This window comes from Arthrobacter sp. SLBN-122, from assembly GCF_006715165.1.
Lineage (GTDB): Bacteria > Actinomycetota > Actinomycetes > Actinomycetales > Micrococcaceae > Arthrobacter.
Window position 1 is genome coordinate 3237640 of sequence record NZ_VFMS01000001.1, and the last position, 16078, is coordinate 3253717.

Sequence of the window (16078 nt, forward strand, 5' to 3'; positions counted from 1 at the left end):
GCCTTGCGGCCTGTGCGGTAAAGGTAAGCACCAACAGCGGTCATTGTCGCCCCACCAAATCCAAGAAGCAACAGGAGTTCTTCCATGGACTGACCGGTGTAGGCAATGTTCTCATCTGCCGGCACCGGAGCCTCCGCACCATCAGATTCATCCTCAGTGCTGTGTTCCACTGTGGTTGAGGTACCAGGAAGATCCTGCTTGATGGTGGTGGTTTCCGGAGTTGGTTCCTCGGACGGGGTTGGCTTATCCGGGGTAGTGCTCAGGTCCGGGGTTGGGATTTCCTCTTCCGGAGTCGGAGTTTCCTCTGGAGTCTCTTCCGGGGTCTCCTCGGGGGTCTCCTCCACAGGAGGCAGTTCCGGGAGAGTCGGAGTAGGAACTTCTTCTACCGGAGGCAGTTCAGGCTCTGGTTCCACAGGAGTTTCTTCCGCAGGAGGAATCTCAGGCAGTTCAGGGGCTGGAGTCTCTTCTACCGGTGGGAGCTCGGGCTCAACAGGAACCACATCATCCACCGTCACGGCAACGGTTCCAATGGTCTCAGCACCGTACAGTTTCTGAGCGTATGGGTAGAGCGGTGAAACCTGGTCAGCCTCTGAGCCAACCCAGCGGTCAACGATGGAGTACTTCACGGTCGCTGTTCCCTTGTAGCCGGCAACAGGAGCGAAATCCACCTTTGCGGCTTCCTTGTTGACGGTCCATGTTCCAACCTTTGAATCAGTCAGGTTCTCAACGAGGTTTCCGTCAGTATCGATAAGACGCAGGGTGGAAGCAACGTAGGCATACTTTGGTGCTTCGGACTTCGCAGTGAGAGTGATTCCCTCAGCTGTCCTATCCAAATTCTTGTTTACCCATGTGACAGCAGGAGCGGGGGTGGATGCAGTCTCACCAGTGAACCGGGCGTAGGCGATTGCTGACCAGTTGCCGTATGGGTCGTTTTCAATGGTCTCGGTGAGAACCCATTTGCCACCAGGAACAGCGAGCTCCTTGACCAATGTGCCGTCAGCGGCCTTGAAGCCATATTCCTTCTGCCCGGAGTAGTTGCCTCCCACGTAGGAGGTATCGGTGTTGACTGCTTCCCCTGCGGTGGTGTCGTTCTTGGTGACATCAACGGAAACAGCGGTGTCCGCCTTGACCTGAACCGCATCCTTGGCTCCATAACCGATGAGTGGTGCCTTGCTTCCACCGCCGGCAGTGGTGCCGAAATTGATGTAGTTGGCCGGGTTGAAGGTTGCGGAAAAGCAACTTTCGCAGGGTTCATAGCAGCGGCACGGCCAGTGGCTGTGGCTGTAGTCAGGTCGGGTGCCGTGTAAAGGATGTGGATCTTGCTCTGGCCAACCAGTTCTGACCCTGCACCTGTTGCATCGTAGTTAGCCCAGAATGCCTTGATGTCAGCAGTCTTCTCACCGTAAGCAACGGTCTTCCAGCGGGAGGTAATGACAGGTACTTCGCCTGTGTATCCATCCTCAGGAGCAAAGGTGATGTAAGGGCGGTCGTATTTGTTCTGAGCCGCTACAGCCTTACCGTCCACGTAGTTCACGGGGACAATATCCTGCGTTCCAGTGGAAGGAACAACACTGACGGTTCCAACGCCTTCAATGTGGACAGATTCACCCATGCTGATGGTCTCGCCAGTCGAATCAATGACAGCCTGAAGGCTTGCATCCTCGGCAACCGTGGCCTGAGCCTTGGGGTCAAAGTCAAAGTTGTTGGCAAGGGTTATTCCGGCGTTGGACTTCGCAAGGGTATCGATGGCGAGGTTGGTGTTCACGCTCGGGGTCAGAATCTCATCCAGGGCTGTTGGAGCAAAGGCTGAGGTTAGCCCATACGTTGGGTTGTACTTCCCAGCCCTAACTGCGTCCTTATTGATGAAGGATCTGAGGTTGCGGCTAACCGTGTAGTTGTTAGCAGGGTTGGATGTATCCAATGTGGACACGTCCGTAGGAACGGTCTGCTTGAAGCCTTCCTGCGGAGTGTGTGAGATGGTCACGGTCGCACGGTAGACATTGTTGGCCGTATCCATGAACTCATAATCCAGCTTGAAGTCCGTGAAGGACTTGTCGGACTTGATGTACAGGGAGTTGCTGTACTGGGTATCGAAGGTTCCCAAGTCGTTTGTGTACTTGCTGACCCGTTCACCGGTCTCGGGGTTGATGGGGCGGACGGAGCCTTCCACGATGCTTGCGCCTTCAGTGGCGATGTCATTTGCAGTCAGGTCAAAGCCACCGGTCTTGCCGGCGACAGAGGTGAAAGTGTCATTGACAGCCTTGCCCGGAGCAACAGGTGCCTTGATGTCGGTGTAGGTGATGCGGGTAGCAGGCTTGGAAGGCAGAGCCTCTGAGAGGACTACGTCCAGAGTCAGCACACCGGCCTCGGAGTTGGAAGTGACTGTTGCGTTTCCGGTGATGCCGTTGAAGGAGACGGGGAGAACATCGCCTACCTTGTAGTCAATGCCTGCCTCGCTTTCCCATACCTTGCTTGAGAAGGTGGAGTTTTGAGCAGTGTAGGTCAGGGTGAACTGTGAGAGGTCTTCCCGTTCAGTGGTAGCGGCTGCAAGTGTGGCTTCCGCAGTACGGACGGCTGAGGTGAGACGGTCCGCCTCGGCGGTTTCACGATCCGCACCGGCAGTTGCTGATTCCCGGGCAGTGTCAATTGCCTCCATTGATGGGTACCAGCGAACACTACCGTCGCTGAAGGTGACCTTGAATTCAGTCTCCTGGCCGGATGGGTAGTCGATGTGGACGCTTGGCATCCAAAGGTTCAGGATTTCGTTTGCACTCTGAAGGATGGGTGCGTGCTGAGCCAACTTGGCTTCAGCGTCGGCAAGTGCCTGCTTCTCGGCTGGGGCTTCAGGGGTGTAGGTCTTGGCAGTAACTTCTGAAGCAATAGATAGGTTAGAACCTTCCTGACGGAAACCGTCAGCGAGGAAGCCAATGTTGCCATTGAAGTTCTCAAGGTTGACCTTCTTGATGGTGTTAGCCTTCACGATGCCCTGGGAGACGTTCAGGGACCGTTCAACAGAGGCTGCGATTGCTGATGGCGCAAGTCCAATTCCGGGAATGGCCATAGCTAGAGTTGCTGCAACGGCTGTATTGATGAAGCTCTTGCGAATTTTCCTGTTCTTCCTCTTTTCCGTAAGCTCAGCTGCACGCTTGGCATTGCGGGATTCATAAATCATCTAAAGTCCTTTCGTCGGGTGAATGGGTATTGTTTTTCTGTCACAATTTATATCGGTCAGTGGAGGCGAGATGCTGGGCCTGACGGAGGATATTTCTGTTACCGGCCCGTTTATTTTTTGATGCAAAAAAGTCCCCCGCGGATTCGCACCAGCGGGGGACTTTTTATGTCAGGTTTTCACCTGTTGAACGACTAGATGTTCTTCTTGCGGCGGCGGGTAAGGAGCGCACCCAGTCCGGCAAGCAGACCACCTGTACCAAGCAGCAGTCCAACATTCTTGGCACCAGTCTCAGCAAGATCCTCGGTGGGAGCAGCCTCTACTCCATCTGAGTCGTCCTCGGGGATGAATTCCTCGGTGATGGAGGTGTCAGGAGTTGGGTCCTTCTTGATGGAGGTGTCCGGGGTCGGGTCCTTCTTAATGGAGGTGTCCGGGGTTGGCAGGTCTGGGATGGTGGTGATTTCGGGAGTTGGCTCCTTGGGGATGGTAGTGATTTCGGGAGTAGGCTCGTCTTCCTTTACAGGAGGTGTACCAGGGGTGTATTCCACCTTGTAGCCCGGAGCAAACTCGATGGCGGTTGGCTTGGAAGCGGCGGCGACACCTGCTGACAGGGCAGGGATACTATCGCTGCCGAATGAGAAGTAATCAGGGACCGTGTCAAAAGATACGAGGAATCGTACGGTGTTGTTGGCCATAAATGGATACTTGTCCACGGAGCCAACAGTGTTCTCAAGAACCTTGATGGTGTAGTTGTGACCGTTGAGAGTGCCCTTACGTCCTGTGTACAGGTCAGCAGGAACTTCCCACTTTTCCTTGAAATCAGGGTGGGCGATAGAAACGTCCAAAACGAAGTTCTTGGCACCGTTCACACCATCAGCACCGGGACCGAACTGGGTAGCACCATCAGCTGTACGGCTGAGAACTTGGTAGTTCTGGACACTAGTGCGTTCACCTGAAGCATCAACGGCGTGAGTCCATGACTTCATCACACTGTTAGGTGCTGACACAACATCATTAACCTTGATACGGAAGTTGTTGTCCTCGGCGCTGGCGACAAGATCCACAGCAGCGGTCTGTCCTGCACGCTCCACGTTTGGAATGACGGGGTTAGCCAAATTCCAGAAGTTGCGGGCATAGTTGCTGGTTCCATCGTTCAGGAACTGCCCAATTTCCTCAGCCTTGGAAATAGGGGAAAGCCAGACAGTCGCACCGTTCTCGGCAGTTACAGCGTTCTCCTTGCCAACAACAGAAGGGCGCTCAGCGTGGAGGGTGGTTTCGACCTCAAGGAAGATGGGATCAGTGGTTGCAACCGTGCGGTGCTGGTCATCCACTGAGTAGGACATTCCTTCAGGGATCTTGCCTTCCGCCTTCGCCTTATTGAAGGCATCCATGGACGGGAATGTGGTTCCATCCTCAAGGTGAACTGTGCCGTCACCAGTACCGGCGAACTTACCCTGAAGCATGATGCCGCACTTGGTTCCTACAATCGCACAGGAAACAGTGCCTTCAGTAACGGAACGCTGCTTTCCATCTAGCGAGATGTCAGCCTGGCGCTCGGCAGTGGGAAGCTTGTCATCCAGTACCAAAGTTTGCTTGGCATGTGCTTCGTTAGCGGAACCTCCTTGGAGGTCTCCTGCAACACCACCGCTAACGATGGTGGAGGTGGGGTTAGCCCAGGAAGCCACTTCACCTTGGGGAAGTTTCTCAATGCCGCCCATCGGATCAATCCCGGTTCCAAACACAGGGTTGAACAGCATGACGTTGACTGCACCGAATGCGCCGCCGCTCGGGTCAACCTCGCCTGCAACTAGACCGCCGGCATCGATGTTTTCCTCAGTGGTGATGTTCCAGTTCATGACTTCAGCGAAGGGACCGTAGCGGAACATGCCGTCGTTGATGAGGTTCTTAGTGGATTCGTGCTGAGCCTTGATGTACTCAGGGTCCAGAGGTTCCTCCAGAACGAGGACGATTTCGAAGTTCACATTGCCGGTGTTGCGTTCAGCGGTTGCCTTGTTGGATGCAGCGTAGGCAATCTTGATACCAGCCTTGCGAAGGGCAGCGTCCTTGACGGCATCGTACTTAATCTGGGGAACCTGGCCGACGTACTTGGTTTCAAACTTTGCAGCGGCTTCAGGGGAGAGGGTGACTCCAGCAATGTTCGGAATCTGGCGGCTGTCATCCCACATGGCTGCATTTGCAATGCCTGCGGTTCCCGCGAGGATGCTAACTGCTAGGGCACCTGCACCAATACGGGAAAAGTTCTTGGTTGCCTTAGCCTTGCGTGCTTTCGCCCTGCGTTCGGAGCGTGAGGAGAATTCGAGAGATTTCATAAGGTAATTGATTCCTTTCTAAAAAATGGGTTTCTGTCACTTCTTATATCGGTCCGTCCGCCTCGAAAAAGTGAGGAGAAAGTGGGGAATGGTAAGTTATTTCCGTTACCGACCAAAGTGGCCATAGGAACGCAAAAGGACCCCGGCGTTTACCGGGGTCCTTTGTACGACTGGGGGATTATCCCTGCATCAGAGTCCTGGCGGACTTGTTGGGTACGGGACTGCTGAACTGCTTCAGGCGTTCCCTCGTGGAGTTCAGTGGCTCGTAGTCACCGAATATGAGCCAGTCAGAGTAGTTCACTGAGACATAGTTCTCGTCTATCAACCGCAGCCATGCTTCCCTGACAGCGGCCTTGATGGCGGGTGAGCCCGTGATGATGAGCCACTTGGCAGGGCGGTGGTTGCTCCTGAAAAGATTCCACAGCGTGTACTGGTAGGACTTGGTGGGCAGAACGTCACCTGACTCAACCCTGCCAACGATGCATCCGTTATGGATGCTTGTTTCTTTTGTCCTAGGGTTTGTGAGGCGGATGTTGGGTTGCAGGATGACAAAGTGCGCCAGTGGCTCAACTTCCGGCTTGCCCTTGCGGGTGTAGGTGTTGAACAGGAACGCCGGTAGGACTTCCCTCTGAACCTCCCGTCCGCGGATCTCGGATTCAACCTTGAACGACTGGTTGATGCGGTGGGTGAAACGCTCGGTGTCGTCGGTGCGCATGTCGGTCATGTTCCACTCGTGGTTATTCACAACAGGCAGACCTGAACCGTTGCCAAGTTTCAGCCACGCTTCGCTTGCGGCCTTTTGGAAGGCAACGATGTCGGAGTTCCTGAAGGACTCAACGTGGGAAGCCGCATCAGCGATACGCAACCCTGTGACTACAGGCTGTGCAGGAGGTGTGAAATGGGTGCGTTTCTCATCAGCGTTGTCCTCCTGAACATGGCAGTTTGGTTCAGGACCGGTGTGACGGCTTGAGTCAGGACCACCCAGGACTCGCCGGTTGCTTGTGACGGTTTGATTCAGGACCACCCCAGTGTTGTTTTCATCTGATGAAAGCGAGCATTTGGAGGTCCGGATGAGGGTGCGCATGGAACTGTTTGCCAATATCCGCAGGGACGCCCGCGTGGAGGGCTTGTCAATCCGTGGGCTGGCAAAGCGGTATCAGATCGGCAGGGACACCGTCCGGCAGGCTTTGTCGGATCCTGTTCCGCCGCCGCGAAAGACGCCCGAGAGGTCATCGCCCCGGTTGGACCCGTTCAAGCTGGTGATCGATGCCATGCTGACCGAGGACACGACGGCGCCGCGGAAGCAGCGCCATACCGCGCGCAGGATCTTGGCCCGGCTCATTGAGGAGCAGGGCGCGGAGGAACTCTCGTATTCGACGGTGCGTGACTACGTGCGGGTCCGCCGGGCGCAGATCGATGTTGAGGCCGGCCGCCGCGTTGAAGTTTTCATCCCGCAGGAGCACGCGCCGGGCGCGGAGGCGGAGGTGGACTTCGGCGAAGTCTGGGTCATCCTGAACGGGGTGAAGACGAAGTGCCACATGTTCATCTTCCGGCTCTCCCACTCAGGCAAAGCCGTCCACCGGATTTACCCGACGCAGGCCCAAGAAGCCTTTCTGGAAGGCCACATAGAAGCCTTCAATGTTTTGGGCGGCGTCCCGACCAAACACATCCGCTATGACAATCTCACCAGCGCCGTCACTGCGGTGGTGTTCGGGCAGGGCCGGCAACGCCAGGAGAACGACCGCTGGGTGCTGTTCCGCTCGCACTACGGCTTCGATCCCTTCTACTGCCAGCCCGGCATCGTCGGGGCCCATGAAAAAGGTGGGGTTGAGGGCGAGGTGGGCTGGTTCCGCCGCAACCGTCTCTCGCCCATGCCTGTCGCCGAGTCCCTCGATGAGCTCAACGACCGGATCCGGGCCTGGGAAACCCAGGACGATGGCCGGAGGATCGAGGACAGGATCCGTACCATCGGCCGGGACTTCGAGGCCGAGCAGCCGTTCCTGGCACCAGTGCCGGCAGAGGTCTTTGATCCGGGGCTGGTGTTGAACCCCAGGGTTGACAGGTCATCGATGATCACGGTGCGGATGGTGAAGTACTCCGTCCCGGCCCGATTCATCGGCCGGAAGGTCCGGGTTTCGTTGAGGGCGTCCGAGGTGGTGGTTTTCGACGGCAGTGCCGTGGCCGCCAGGCATCCGCGAATTGTTGCCAAACGCGGGCAGTCAGTCCAGCTGGACCACTATCTGGAGGTCCTCAAGACCAAGCCCGGCGCCCTGCCCGGCTCCACCGCCCTGGCCCGGGCACGGGAGTCCGGGGCGTTCACCAGCGCCCACGAGGCGTTTTGGGCCGCCTCCCGCCGGGTCAACGGCGATGCCGACGGAACCCGTGAACTCATCGACGTCCTGCTGCTCCACCGGTCCATGGACGCTGGAGACGTTGAAGCTGGGATCACCGCGGCCCTGGGAGTGGGTGCCGTCAATGCCGACGTCGTGGCGGTCGAAGCCCGCAGACACGCAACGATGTCTTCCGTGGGTGGGTCCGGTCCGGACCGTCATCCCGGTGCTCACGCTGACGTGAATGTGCAACGGGTTGTCAGTCTCACCCAACGCCGGCTCATGGACCCGGCAGCGGTCATCGCCGGACTCCCGCCGGACACCCGATCCCTGCCATCGATCGGTGCTTATGACGAGCTGCTGGCCAAACGCACCGAACACCCCGCAGGAACACCGTCGAAGGAGAACACCTCATGAGTCCCACCGCACCGGCCATCACCATCACCCCGACGCTGCGCCGGCGGCGCGGCCTGACCGAACAGGCCGCCGTCGCTGCGGTGGACCAGGCTTGCAGACGGCTAAGGCTGCCGACTATCCGGGCCGTGCTCGATGAAGCCCTCACCATCGCTGGCAAAGAACAACTCTCCTACCAAGGCTTCCTGGCCGAGTTGCTGCTGGCCGAGTGTGATGACCGGGACCGGCGCTCCTCCATTCGCAGGGTCAAAGCTGCGAACTTTCCGCGGGACAAGTGGCTCGGGGACTTCGATTTCGACGCGAACCCGAACATCAACCCCGCCACGATCCACACCCTTGCGACCGGGGACTGGATCCGCAAGGGATCGCCCCTATGCCTGATTGGTGATTCCGGGACAGGGAAGTCCCACCTGCTCATCGGGCTCGGCACCGCGGCCGCCGAGAAGGGCTACCGCGTCAAATACACCCTCGCCACCCGGCTCGTGAACGAACTCGTCGAAGCCGCTGATGAGAGAGTCCTCGCCAAAACCATCGCCCGCTACGGCCGGGTGGACCTGCTCTGCATCGATGAACTCGGCTATATGGAACTGGACCGCCGGGGCGCCGAACTCCTCTTCCAGGTCCTCACAGAACGCGAAGAAAAGAACTCCATCGCCATCGCAAGCAACGAATCGTTCTCTGGGTGGACCAAAACCTTCACCGACCCGCGCTTGTGCGCGGCGATCGTCGACCGGCTCACCTTCAACGGTGCCATCATCGAAACCGGCACAGACTCCTACCGGCTCGCCCACACCCTCGCCCAACAAACCGGAGGCTAGCCGGGAGCCCTTCGACTACAGATACAAACTATCCGCGAGTGAGATCCCTGGTTAGGTACTGATTCCGCGTCTCAATTAGCTTCCTGAGGTAGCGAGCCAGCACCAGCTTCTCGACAAGACGCCCTATGGGTCCGAAGGGGGCCGCGAACTCGATTCGATCAACCATCGTGGTGCCCGCCGGATCCTGACTGAACTCATGGACGTGCCGGAACCGCCGAAATGGACCTTTGACCTGCTCGTCGACAAAATAGTCAGGCGACTCCATCTCGGTAATCCGGCTCGTCATCTGAAGCGGAACGCCGAAGTGCCAGGCTCGCCACGTGACTTCCTCACCCAAGGAGATGAGACCGGACGTCACGCCAGCAACCGCCTCTTCTCGAGACTGCGCCATCGAGTCCTTGTGGGCGTCAATGCTCCGGGCACGGTCAAACAGCTCCGATTTAGGCGTGCTTGTCCGTGTTGTGCACTCAAAGTAAACGGCCATTTTCAGAGTATGGCAGTTCGTTCGTGGTCTGCTTGAATCGCGGAAGCCCGAGGCCACTGCGCCCGTCGCGTCGTGAGATGGCAACGCCGAGCCCTCATGCCAGCAGGGCGTGGGTGGTCCTGGATCAGGCCGTCTCAGTGGTCCTGAATCAGGTTGACATACTCATCCTCCAGGAGAATCGTTCCGGTCCTGATCTGAAGGATGACGGATGCCAGATTGCTGATGGTCTTGTGTTCAAGAACGTCAAGGCTGTTGTGGTCAAAGGTGGGGGAGAGAAGTTCGTTGTTCACGGGCAGCCTGTAATCAACGTGCTCTGCCCCAACACGGGTGAGGATGAAAAACGGAGTGATCTTCCCGGTGGGGGAGATTTTCTTGATGCTTCCGTTGTTCTGGAGCTTGACGAGGTTTGTCCTGCGGAGGCTCTCAGATACGCGGGGAATATCGCTGAGAGGACGATTTTGCTGTGCCACTAGGACGAAGGCAATCTGGTCACATGTCAGCCTCTGGACCTCGTTCAGCAATGTGAGGATAAGCAAGTCCCGCTGGGTGGGGACGAACTTCTCGGCAGGAGTGGCCTCTTCTGTCTGCTTCTGCTTGGACTCCATAATCTTCTGGATAGAAGGCATGACAGCCTTGGTGGGGGACGGAAGGGCTGGGGCTGACCTCTTGATTTGGAGCTCCTCCTGCTCAGCCTCCGCAAAAATCCTGATGGTCTCCTCAAGTTGTTGCTGGACAGGCTTGATTGCTTCATCCTTCTTACCGATGACTAGAACCCGAGATGACTGGGGTTCGGTCGCACGGAGTTGAGGGCTGGAAAGTGCCGCTGAGCTCGCGCTCCGTCTCTCAGGGCGTTTAGGTAGGTTGGGGAGCTTGGATGTGGCGGGTGCGGGGGATGGTGCCGACATAAGTGGTTCGTCGTTCAAGAAATCGTTCATAGGGTTCCTTTCGTTGGGGATGGTGGTCTTGTAGCAGGGTGGATCTGTACCGGATGTCCAACCGGATCTTTTGCCGGATACGAAGTTCCATGAAGTTGTATCGGCCCTATTGAGAGGTTTCCCATGACCTCAGTAAAAGAATTTTCTGGAAGCCCTGGATATGACGAAGCCCGCTCACTCCAATCCCAGAAGAGGCAAAGGTGAACGGGCTGTCAGTGGCTGGGTGATTACTGTGCTGAGTCCTGGCTTTGCTTGTCCCTGTGCAGCATCAGGAAGTAGATGGCAGCCGTGAACAGGTAGACAGCGAGTACCGGGTCCCACATCTGTCGGTACTGCTCTGAGACACCATGGCCTGCAATCAGGGAAGGCGGTGCCGGCAGGAGTCCAATCATCAGGGTCAGTTCCCACGTCAGCATGAGCGTCTTGAGATTGATGGTGAGGTGGGGACGGATGACATTGAGAAGAATCATGGTTCCTTTCGGTGGGCGAGGAGTGGATGGGGTTTCTGTCGGTGGATGTTTCGGTAGAGCTCCCGGTGATGTCAGAGTGAGCAGGATTCCGGTGTTCACCTGAAAGCAAGAGAAAACCCGCCCCAGTTCTCCTTGTGGAGGTGAGGCGGGTTCTTGGCTGTGCAGGTTCTTATCCGAGAAAACCATGAGCGTTGGCGTTTCCGTTCAAGAGGAAGAACGGGCGAATCTTGAAGTGCTCGTCACGCATCACCTGAGATAGCTTCCCGGCTTTCACCAGCTCATCAAGTACTCCGTTGATGGCACGACGGATCTCGCGGTTGTTTTCGTCAACGAACCACAAAACGCCGTCAATGATGCCAGCCTTAACCATTTCTACTTCCTGCGCCAATGTGCGTCGGTACACAGTCCGGCCCTTTGGCTTCATGGTCACCTCTACCTCGTACAGCCAGGTTCCTGAGCGTCGTTTCTCATTGTCATCACCGAACATGATGTTAGGGAGAGCGACAGCACCATCAGCGCGGTGCGTCTGTCCGTGCTGTCCAAGGTGGTCGGGGTGTGTGAGGAGATGCAGGTAGCCTGCATTGCTGCCTGAGCCAACCCAGATATCTTCCATGGTTTTCATCCAACCCTGCTCGGCATGTTCGTATGCTGCCCTGTCCAATGCCTTCATGTAGTCCTTCCGGTTCGTTTCCACTGATGGATATGCCTTCTCGGAAAGGAACTGCATGCGGTCTGGGAGCCAGTTGGACTTCAGGATTTGCTGGTCACGAAGTTTGGGCGAGGTTGCCAGCTGCAGCAGACGCTCCGGGAAGACCACCTTCGGCTTTGCCGTGAACAGGCCATCGGTCAGCAATGCGGCATTAGGACCACCCTTGGCAAGGATGATGCCTACGGAAGCGGCAAGGAGGGTGTGCTGGTAAGTGGAGGGCCGCGGAAAGATCTTGGGTACGGTGTCGTCAATACCGGCCCAGGCGAGTCCCAGCGGAAGGATGCGGTTGACCCGGACCGAGTAGGTGTGGTCGCTTTCAATGAAGCCCGCGTTGATCCACTTGTTGACCCGCTTCCGCATGGCATCAATGGTGGTGTCAAAGTGGTAGGCGAAGTGAGCAAGGGTCAGGAGCATGTAGCCGTGGAGCAGCTTCAGCCCCACTTCGTCTTGGTCGCGGAATGAGAGCCGGCTTCCGTCAGATGTCTTGACTGCCGGGTACTTCCGGTTGGAACGCTTGTTGACCTGTGTAACCTGCACACGCTGTGATGCCTTCTTCTGAACTACCGGCACCTCATCAAAGTCAAAGTTGTTCTTGCGGGGCTTACCCTTCACCGTCGTTGCACTGACGTTGTGCTGTTCCAGTTCTTCCGCAGTCATGGGCTGACGCTTACTGGTTGCTGTTTCCTCCGGGGCGGCGAGAGTGGACACTGCATCGTCGGACACGGTTGCTACCGGTTCAGTGCTTGCAACGAGGCGTGTGGAGTAGTCGGCAACGGGTGCTTCTGATGTGTGTACACCTGCATGTGTGAGTGAGTCCTGTGTAGCTTTCAGGCGAGTTCGGGGAGTGTACAACTTAGCCATTGTTGTGGGGCCTTTCTTTTGATGCGGGAATCTGTCGATTCTGATATCGGTAGAAACCCGTCAAAAACCTCCCTGTGAATGAGAGTTGCACCAGTTTTTCGAACGGAGGACTTTTTCAACTCGATCCCAATAGCCAGTAAGGCCGCTTCAAAACTGTATTCGGCAGTACTACACCCCACTATTGAATGCAAAATCTAAGCCATTCGCCATACACACCCCTCTAATACCCCTCAGAAGCCACAGGAAGCCCGTACAGGCGTTTCTAAGGCATATACACATGAGGAGTCCACAAATGTAAACAAATTGCTTAGAAGGGCATACGGGGCTTACAGGCGATTACACATGCAAGCACGGATTACAGCCAATGGCTTAGAAAGGCACACAGCCCCTCAGGAGACTGCCTACACACGTAAGCAAGCAACCACTGTCAGCAGGATTGCACATAAGCCGCATAAGAGAGTCCCGTACCTATGAGAGGTATATGCATAAGACCAGGCACCTGTAATCAAATATGAGAAGAACTCATATGAGGGATAGTCATATACCTATGAGGAGCCATGACTCGTGTATGTGTAATGACTAAAGGCTGAGTAGTCCTGTGAGTAGGTGAATACACTGGAGGCAGGTAAGCACTATGCAAGCAGTATGGATACACGAGCATTTATTGTTGCCACTATGTAAGCGTTCATATGTGGCTATTAAGCATGTAGGGCTTATGTGTATAGGGCTTATGTGTATAGGGCTTGAGTAAGAGCCTGGACTGTGTAGGGAATGCAGCGGTATTCCTTTGAGGCTGCGTCGGGATGCCTACTTGTCAGCAGGAGGAGTACGACACAACCTGTTCCGTTGGGGGAGCAGGGAGGTTGCGTACATCCGGGGGGAGGCAAGCCTGCCGATGACGGTGGGAGCCACATCCATGCGAGAACCATGTGTTGGTGTTGGCAGTGGCAGCGTGTAGTCACCGTTGCCACTGCTTACTGTCGTTGTGGTTCAGCCGTATCGCGGGCTTGCGCACTCTGATGGAGTCCCGGCTCCCCGTTCCTTCGTCACTCCCCGGCATATGGCTCGCCGCCCTATGTACCCGCATGCTGTTCCGTCAGCATCCACGGCATAAGGTGGCTGGCCGCCCTTATGTATCCTGGCTCTTTTTATTGGGGGAGTATCGCTTCCCCCAAGCCCCCTTGCTCTCCTTTGGGTGTGCTGTATCGCCAGCACCGGACCCTTCTGTTGGGTTGTTGTGGGGGAGAGGGTTATGGGTTGTGGGGTTCTGATGGTTGGTGGGTTGGCTGTTGGGGTTTCTTCTGGGATAAAAAGTCATCGCACAGCAGCAAGGAACGCAACGATGGGGATGGCTTGCTTGTTTTCCTTCGGGGACAGAAACCTGCACGGAGTGAGATGAACTAGTTGTTCGCATTCTCTTCTGACACGGATTCAGGCTGGTGCTTCGGGTAGGGTTCGGGCCGGTACTCCTCATAGGGGTAGTCGGGATCAAGGTGGCTGTACCAGCCGCCATCAACCGGACCCTCGAAGTGAAACCGCCTGTGGTCGGCAGATGATACCCATGATGCCCTCTTGATAAGAACGTCGTTTATCATTTCCACGGCTTCCAGTAGATCTACTATCTCGTGCCAATCAACTTCTATTCTTTCCCGCTGTGGAGGGTAATCAGGCGGTAGATAGTCCGCTTGGAAGTAGCGGAACGTTCTGGCCGTAGTCAGCATCTGAGTATCGCGGATGGGCGAAGCGTCACCTTCCCCAAACCATTGCAGCAGTTCGCATTGCTGAATCCTGGTGATGGCGGTATGGATATCCGGCCCGAGGTTCTCGGTATGGTTTGCGACAACGGCAGCGTTAGTCAGAACTCGTGCGATGTCGTACCTGAACAGCGCCCGGACGGTTTCATTCTCAGGGACGGACGTAAGTACTTTTTGAAAATGGTCGCGGTTGAACTTGGGGCATCGGGGGCTGCGGCTGATGAGTTCCAGACTCCGCAGTAAGTGATGGCCGCTGCGTACTAGTTGCGTGAGGTTGTAAATCATCAGTGCGTACGTTTCCCGCCGTTGCCTGTAGCGGGGGATGGTGATGACCAGCAGGTTGAAAAAGTAGGCGGCCAAGATGCCGAGGCTGAGATCGTAAAAGATGGGCCTGTCATTTGGTTCCACCTTGAAGCCCCAGTCGTTGTTGCCTATGAGTGTGGTGGCAACGAGGGTGATGAACGCTATGCCTGCGATGACATGGATGCCTACGTCAGATGCCCATCTCAGGAACCACATGAACCACTTGCGCCTCCACGCCGTCATGCTGAACGTTGAGTGGAGTAACCATGCGGCGTTCTCTTGCCGGAACCACTCACGGAACTTCATGGCGAAACCATACCCTCACTGCCGGCGTGGGAGTGGAAAGCAGTTCAATGGTTGGGATGGCTTGCTTCTTTTCCTTCGGGGACAGAAACCTGTACGGGGAGAGAAGAACTGCCTTCCTATGCGTTTGGCTCCCGTGACTCCCGCATACGTCGTGAATGCTCAAAGTGTTCTCCCACTGCCTGTTCCTCAGCCTCATCCGCTTCGTTCTGGGCAATACGTTCCTCTGCTGTGGGCAGCGGCGTGGGTCCGGGATTTGCTGTGAGGACTTCCAATGATTTGTAGTTCAGGGCTGTTGGCGGGTACTCAGTGACGGGATAGGGCTCTCCCTCTGAATCCTTGCCGGCGTTTTCAGCATCCCGTTCCCACACGAGGTAGGTCAGGGTTGGCGTGTTCCTCCAGCGGCGGTCGGTGGGCTTGAGTGTCATCCTGCTGTTGGCCACTTCTTTCGCTATGACCCGTGTTGCCTCGTAGTACTCAATGAATTCACGTTGATGGGAATGCCACGTTTCCCGGATGTAGTCCTCCGGTTTATCCAGATGCGGGTCCCATGGGTGGCGTTCCTCTACCCTGGCTTCCTTGAGGGTGATGGTCCAGTCATGGGTACTGACGGCGTTCCTGACCAATGGGTTCTGCCTCAGCACCTGTACAGCGTGCTGGATATCCTCGCTGAGGTATTGGCTGACGTTGGCGAGATCCTCAATTGCGTTCCACGTATCCGCCATCTTGCTTTCCAGCAGGGTTGTTGTGGCGGGGTTGATGTTGGTGGCCATGAGGACTTTGCTGATGTGTTCCTCTGTTGCCGGCACTTGGTGGGGAGACCTGCTGATGAATTCAAAGTCCCGCAGGAGTTGGCCGCCTGATTCAGCGATGGTGAACAACTGCGGGCGGAAGACCTTAAAGTACTGCTTGAGTTTGCGGCGGGCAGGCAGTGATATCAGGAGCTGCTGGAATATCCATGCCCCGAGGATGGCCAAGGACAGGTCGTACAGGAAGGGGCGGTCCTTGGGTTCCAGGGTGAAGGGGGCAGGTTCCATGGAGCCAATGATGGTGGTGACTATCAGCAGGATGAGGGCGAGGGCCGCTGTGATGTTTACGGCGTAGTCAATGAAGCGATCCCCGACCGGTGAGAAGAACCGTTTGATGGCGGTACCGGTTCGCTTCAACAGCCTCTGGGTTCCATTGGTCATGGTTGTAC

Annotated in this window: 11 protein-coding genes; 2 read left to right on the plus strand and 9 right to left on the minus strand. The window is 56.4% G+C overall.

Going from position 1 to position 16078, the window contains the following annotated elements; translation table 11 throughout:
- Positions 1-841 precede the first annotated feature (841 nt).
- From FBY36_RS14995 to FBY36_RS15005, 3 genes are all read right to left on the minus strand, one after another.
- Entirely contained in the window at positions 842-3172 is a 2331-nt protein-coding gene (locus FBY36_RS14995; protein ID WP_142120634.1) for a hypothetical protein, read from the minus strand.
- Between the two features lie 191 nt (positions 3173-3363).
- Positions 3364-5499, minus strand: coding sequence for an LPXTG cell wall anchor domain-containing protein (locus FBY36_RS15000; RefSeq protein ID WP_142120636.1), 2136 nt, complete (start codon positions 5497-5499; stop codon positions 3364-3366).
- A gap of 178 nt (positions 5500-5677) precedes the next feature.
- Complete coding sequence (locus FBY36_RS15005; RefSeq protein WP_142120638.1) at positions 5678-6583, minus strand: hypothetical protein; 906 nt, start codon at positions 6581-6583, stop codon at positions 5678-5680.
- Between FBY36_RS15005 and istA the strand changes: the two genes are divergently transcribed.
- Together istA and istB are read left to right on the plus strand one after the other, a co-directional pair.
- A complete protein-coding gene (gene istA / locus FBY36_RS15010; protein ID WP_142120640.1) occupies positions 6570-8246 on the plus strand; it encodes an IS21 family transposase in 1677 nt (558 codons plus the stop codon). The two genes, FBY36_RS15005 and istA, sit on opposite strands and share 14 nt — an antisense overlap.
- Entirely contained in the window at positions 8243-9061 is an 819-nt protein-coding gene (gene istB, locus FBY36_RS15015) for an IS21-like element helper ATPase IstB (RefSeq protein ID WP_142120642.1), read from the plus strand. The genes istA and istB overlap by 4 nt, the downstream gene beginning before the upstream one ends.
- A gap of 28 nt (positions 9062-9089) precedes the next feature.
- On the opposite strand, the gene FBY36_RS15020 is transcribed toward istB, so the two are convergent.
- The 6 genes from FBY36_RS15020 to FBY36_RS15045 form a co-directional block, all read right to left on the minus strand.
- Positions 9090-9545: an SRPBCC family protein gene (locus FBY36_RS15020; RefSeq protein ID WP_142120644.1), complete on the minus strand. Its 456-nt coding sequence runs from the start codon at positions 9543-9545 to the stop codon at positions 9090-9092.
- Positions 9546-9679: 134 nt separating this feature from the next.
- Positions 9680-10480: a hypothetical protein gene (locus FBY36_RS15025; protein ID WP_142120646.1), complete on the minus strand. Its 801-nt coding sequence runs from the start codon at positions 10478-10480 to the stop codon at positions 9680-9682.
- A 227-nt stretch (positions 10481-10707) separates the two neighbouring features.
- A complete protein-coding gene (locus FBY36_RS15030; protein ID WP_142120648.1) occupies positions 10708-10950 on the minus strand; it encodes a hypothetical protein in 243 nt (80 codons plus the stop codon).
- Between the two features lie 169 nt (positions 10951-11119).
- Positions 11120-12316, minus strand: coding sequence for a hypothetical protein (locus tag FBY36_RS15035; RefSeq protein WP_142120650.1), 1197 nt, complete (start codon positions 12314-12316; stop codon positions 11120-11122).
- Positions 12317-13920: 1604 nt separating this feature from the next.
- Positions 13921-14883 (minus strand): hypothetical protein, encoded by a 963-nt coding sequence (locus FBY36_RS15040; protein ID WP_142120652.1) that lies wholly within the window; start codon positions 14881-14883, stop codon positions 13921-13923.
- 116 nt (positions 14884-14999) lie between these two features.
- On the minus strand, positions 15000-16070 hold the full coding sequence (locus tag FBY36_RS15045) for a hypothetical protein (protein ID WP_142120654.1): 1071 nt from the start codon (positions 16068-16070) through the stop codon (positions 15000-15002).
- Positions 16071-16078: the final 8 nt, after the last annotated feature.

Excerpts from the sequence above, each read along its gene's own strand:
- FBY36_RS15045 (WP_142120654.1), bottom strand. The coding sequence starts at position 16,070 with ATGACCAATGGAACCCAGAGGCTGTTGAAGCGAACCGGTACCGCCATC.
- FBY36_RS14995 (WP_142120634.1), bottom strand. The coding sequence starts at position 3,172 with ATGATTTATGAATCCCGCAATGCCAAGCGTGCAGCTGAGCTTACGGAA.
- FBY36_RS15040 (WP_142120652.1), bottom strand. The coding sequence starts at position 14,883 with ATGAAGTTCCGTGAGTGGTTCCGGCAAGAGAACGCCGCATGGTTACTC.
- FBY36_RS15030 (WP_142120648.1), bottom strand. The coding sequence starts at position 10,950 with ATGATTCTTCTCAATGTCATCCGTCCCCACCTCACCATCAATCTCAAG.
- FBY36_RS15000 (WP_142120636.1), bottom strand. The coding sequence starts at position 5,499 with ATGAAATCTCTCGAATTCTCCTCACGCTCCGAACGCAGGGCGAAAGCA.
- FBY36_RS15035 (WP_142120650.1), bottom strand. The coding sequence starts at position 12,316 with ATGACTGCGGAAGAACTGGAACAGCACAACGTCAGTGCAACGACGGTG.
- FBY36_RS15025 (WP_142120646.1), bottom strand. The coding sequence starts at position 10,480 with ATGAACGATTTCTTGAACGACGAACCACTTATGTCGGCACCATCCCCC.
- istA (WP_142120640.1), top strand. The coding sequence starts at position 6,570 with ATGAGGGTGCGCATGGAACTGTTTGCCAATATCCGCAGGGACGCCCGC.
- istB (WP_142120642.1), top strand. The coding sequence starts at position 8,243 with ATGAGTCCCACCGCACCGGCCATCACCATCACCCCGACGCTGCGCCGG.
- FBY36_RS15005 (WP_142120638.1), bottom strand. The coding sequence starts at position 6,583 with ATGCGCACCCTCATCCGGACCTCCAAATGCTCGCTTTCATCAGATGAA.
- FBY36_RS15020 (WP_142120644.1), bottom strand. The coding sequence starts at position 9,545 with ATGGCCGTTTACTTTGAGTGCACAACACGGACAAGCACGCCTAAATCG.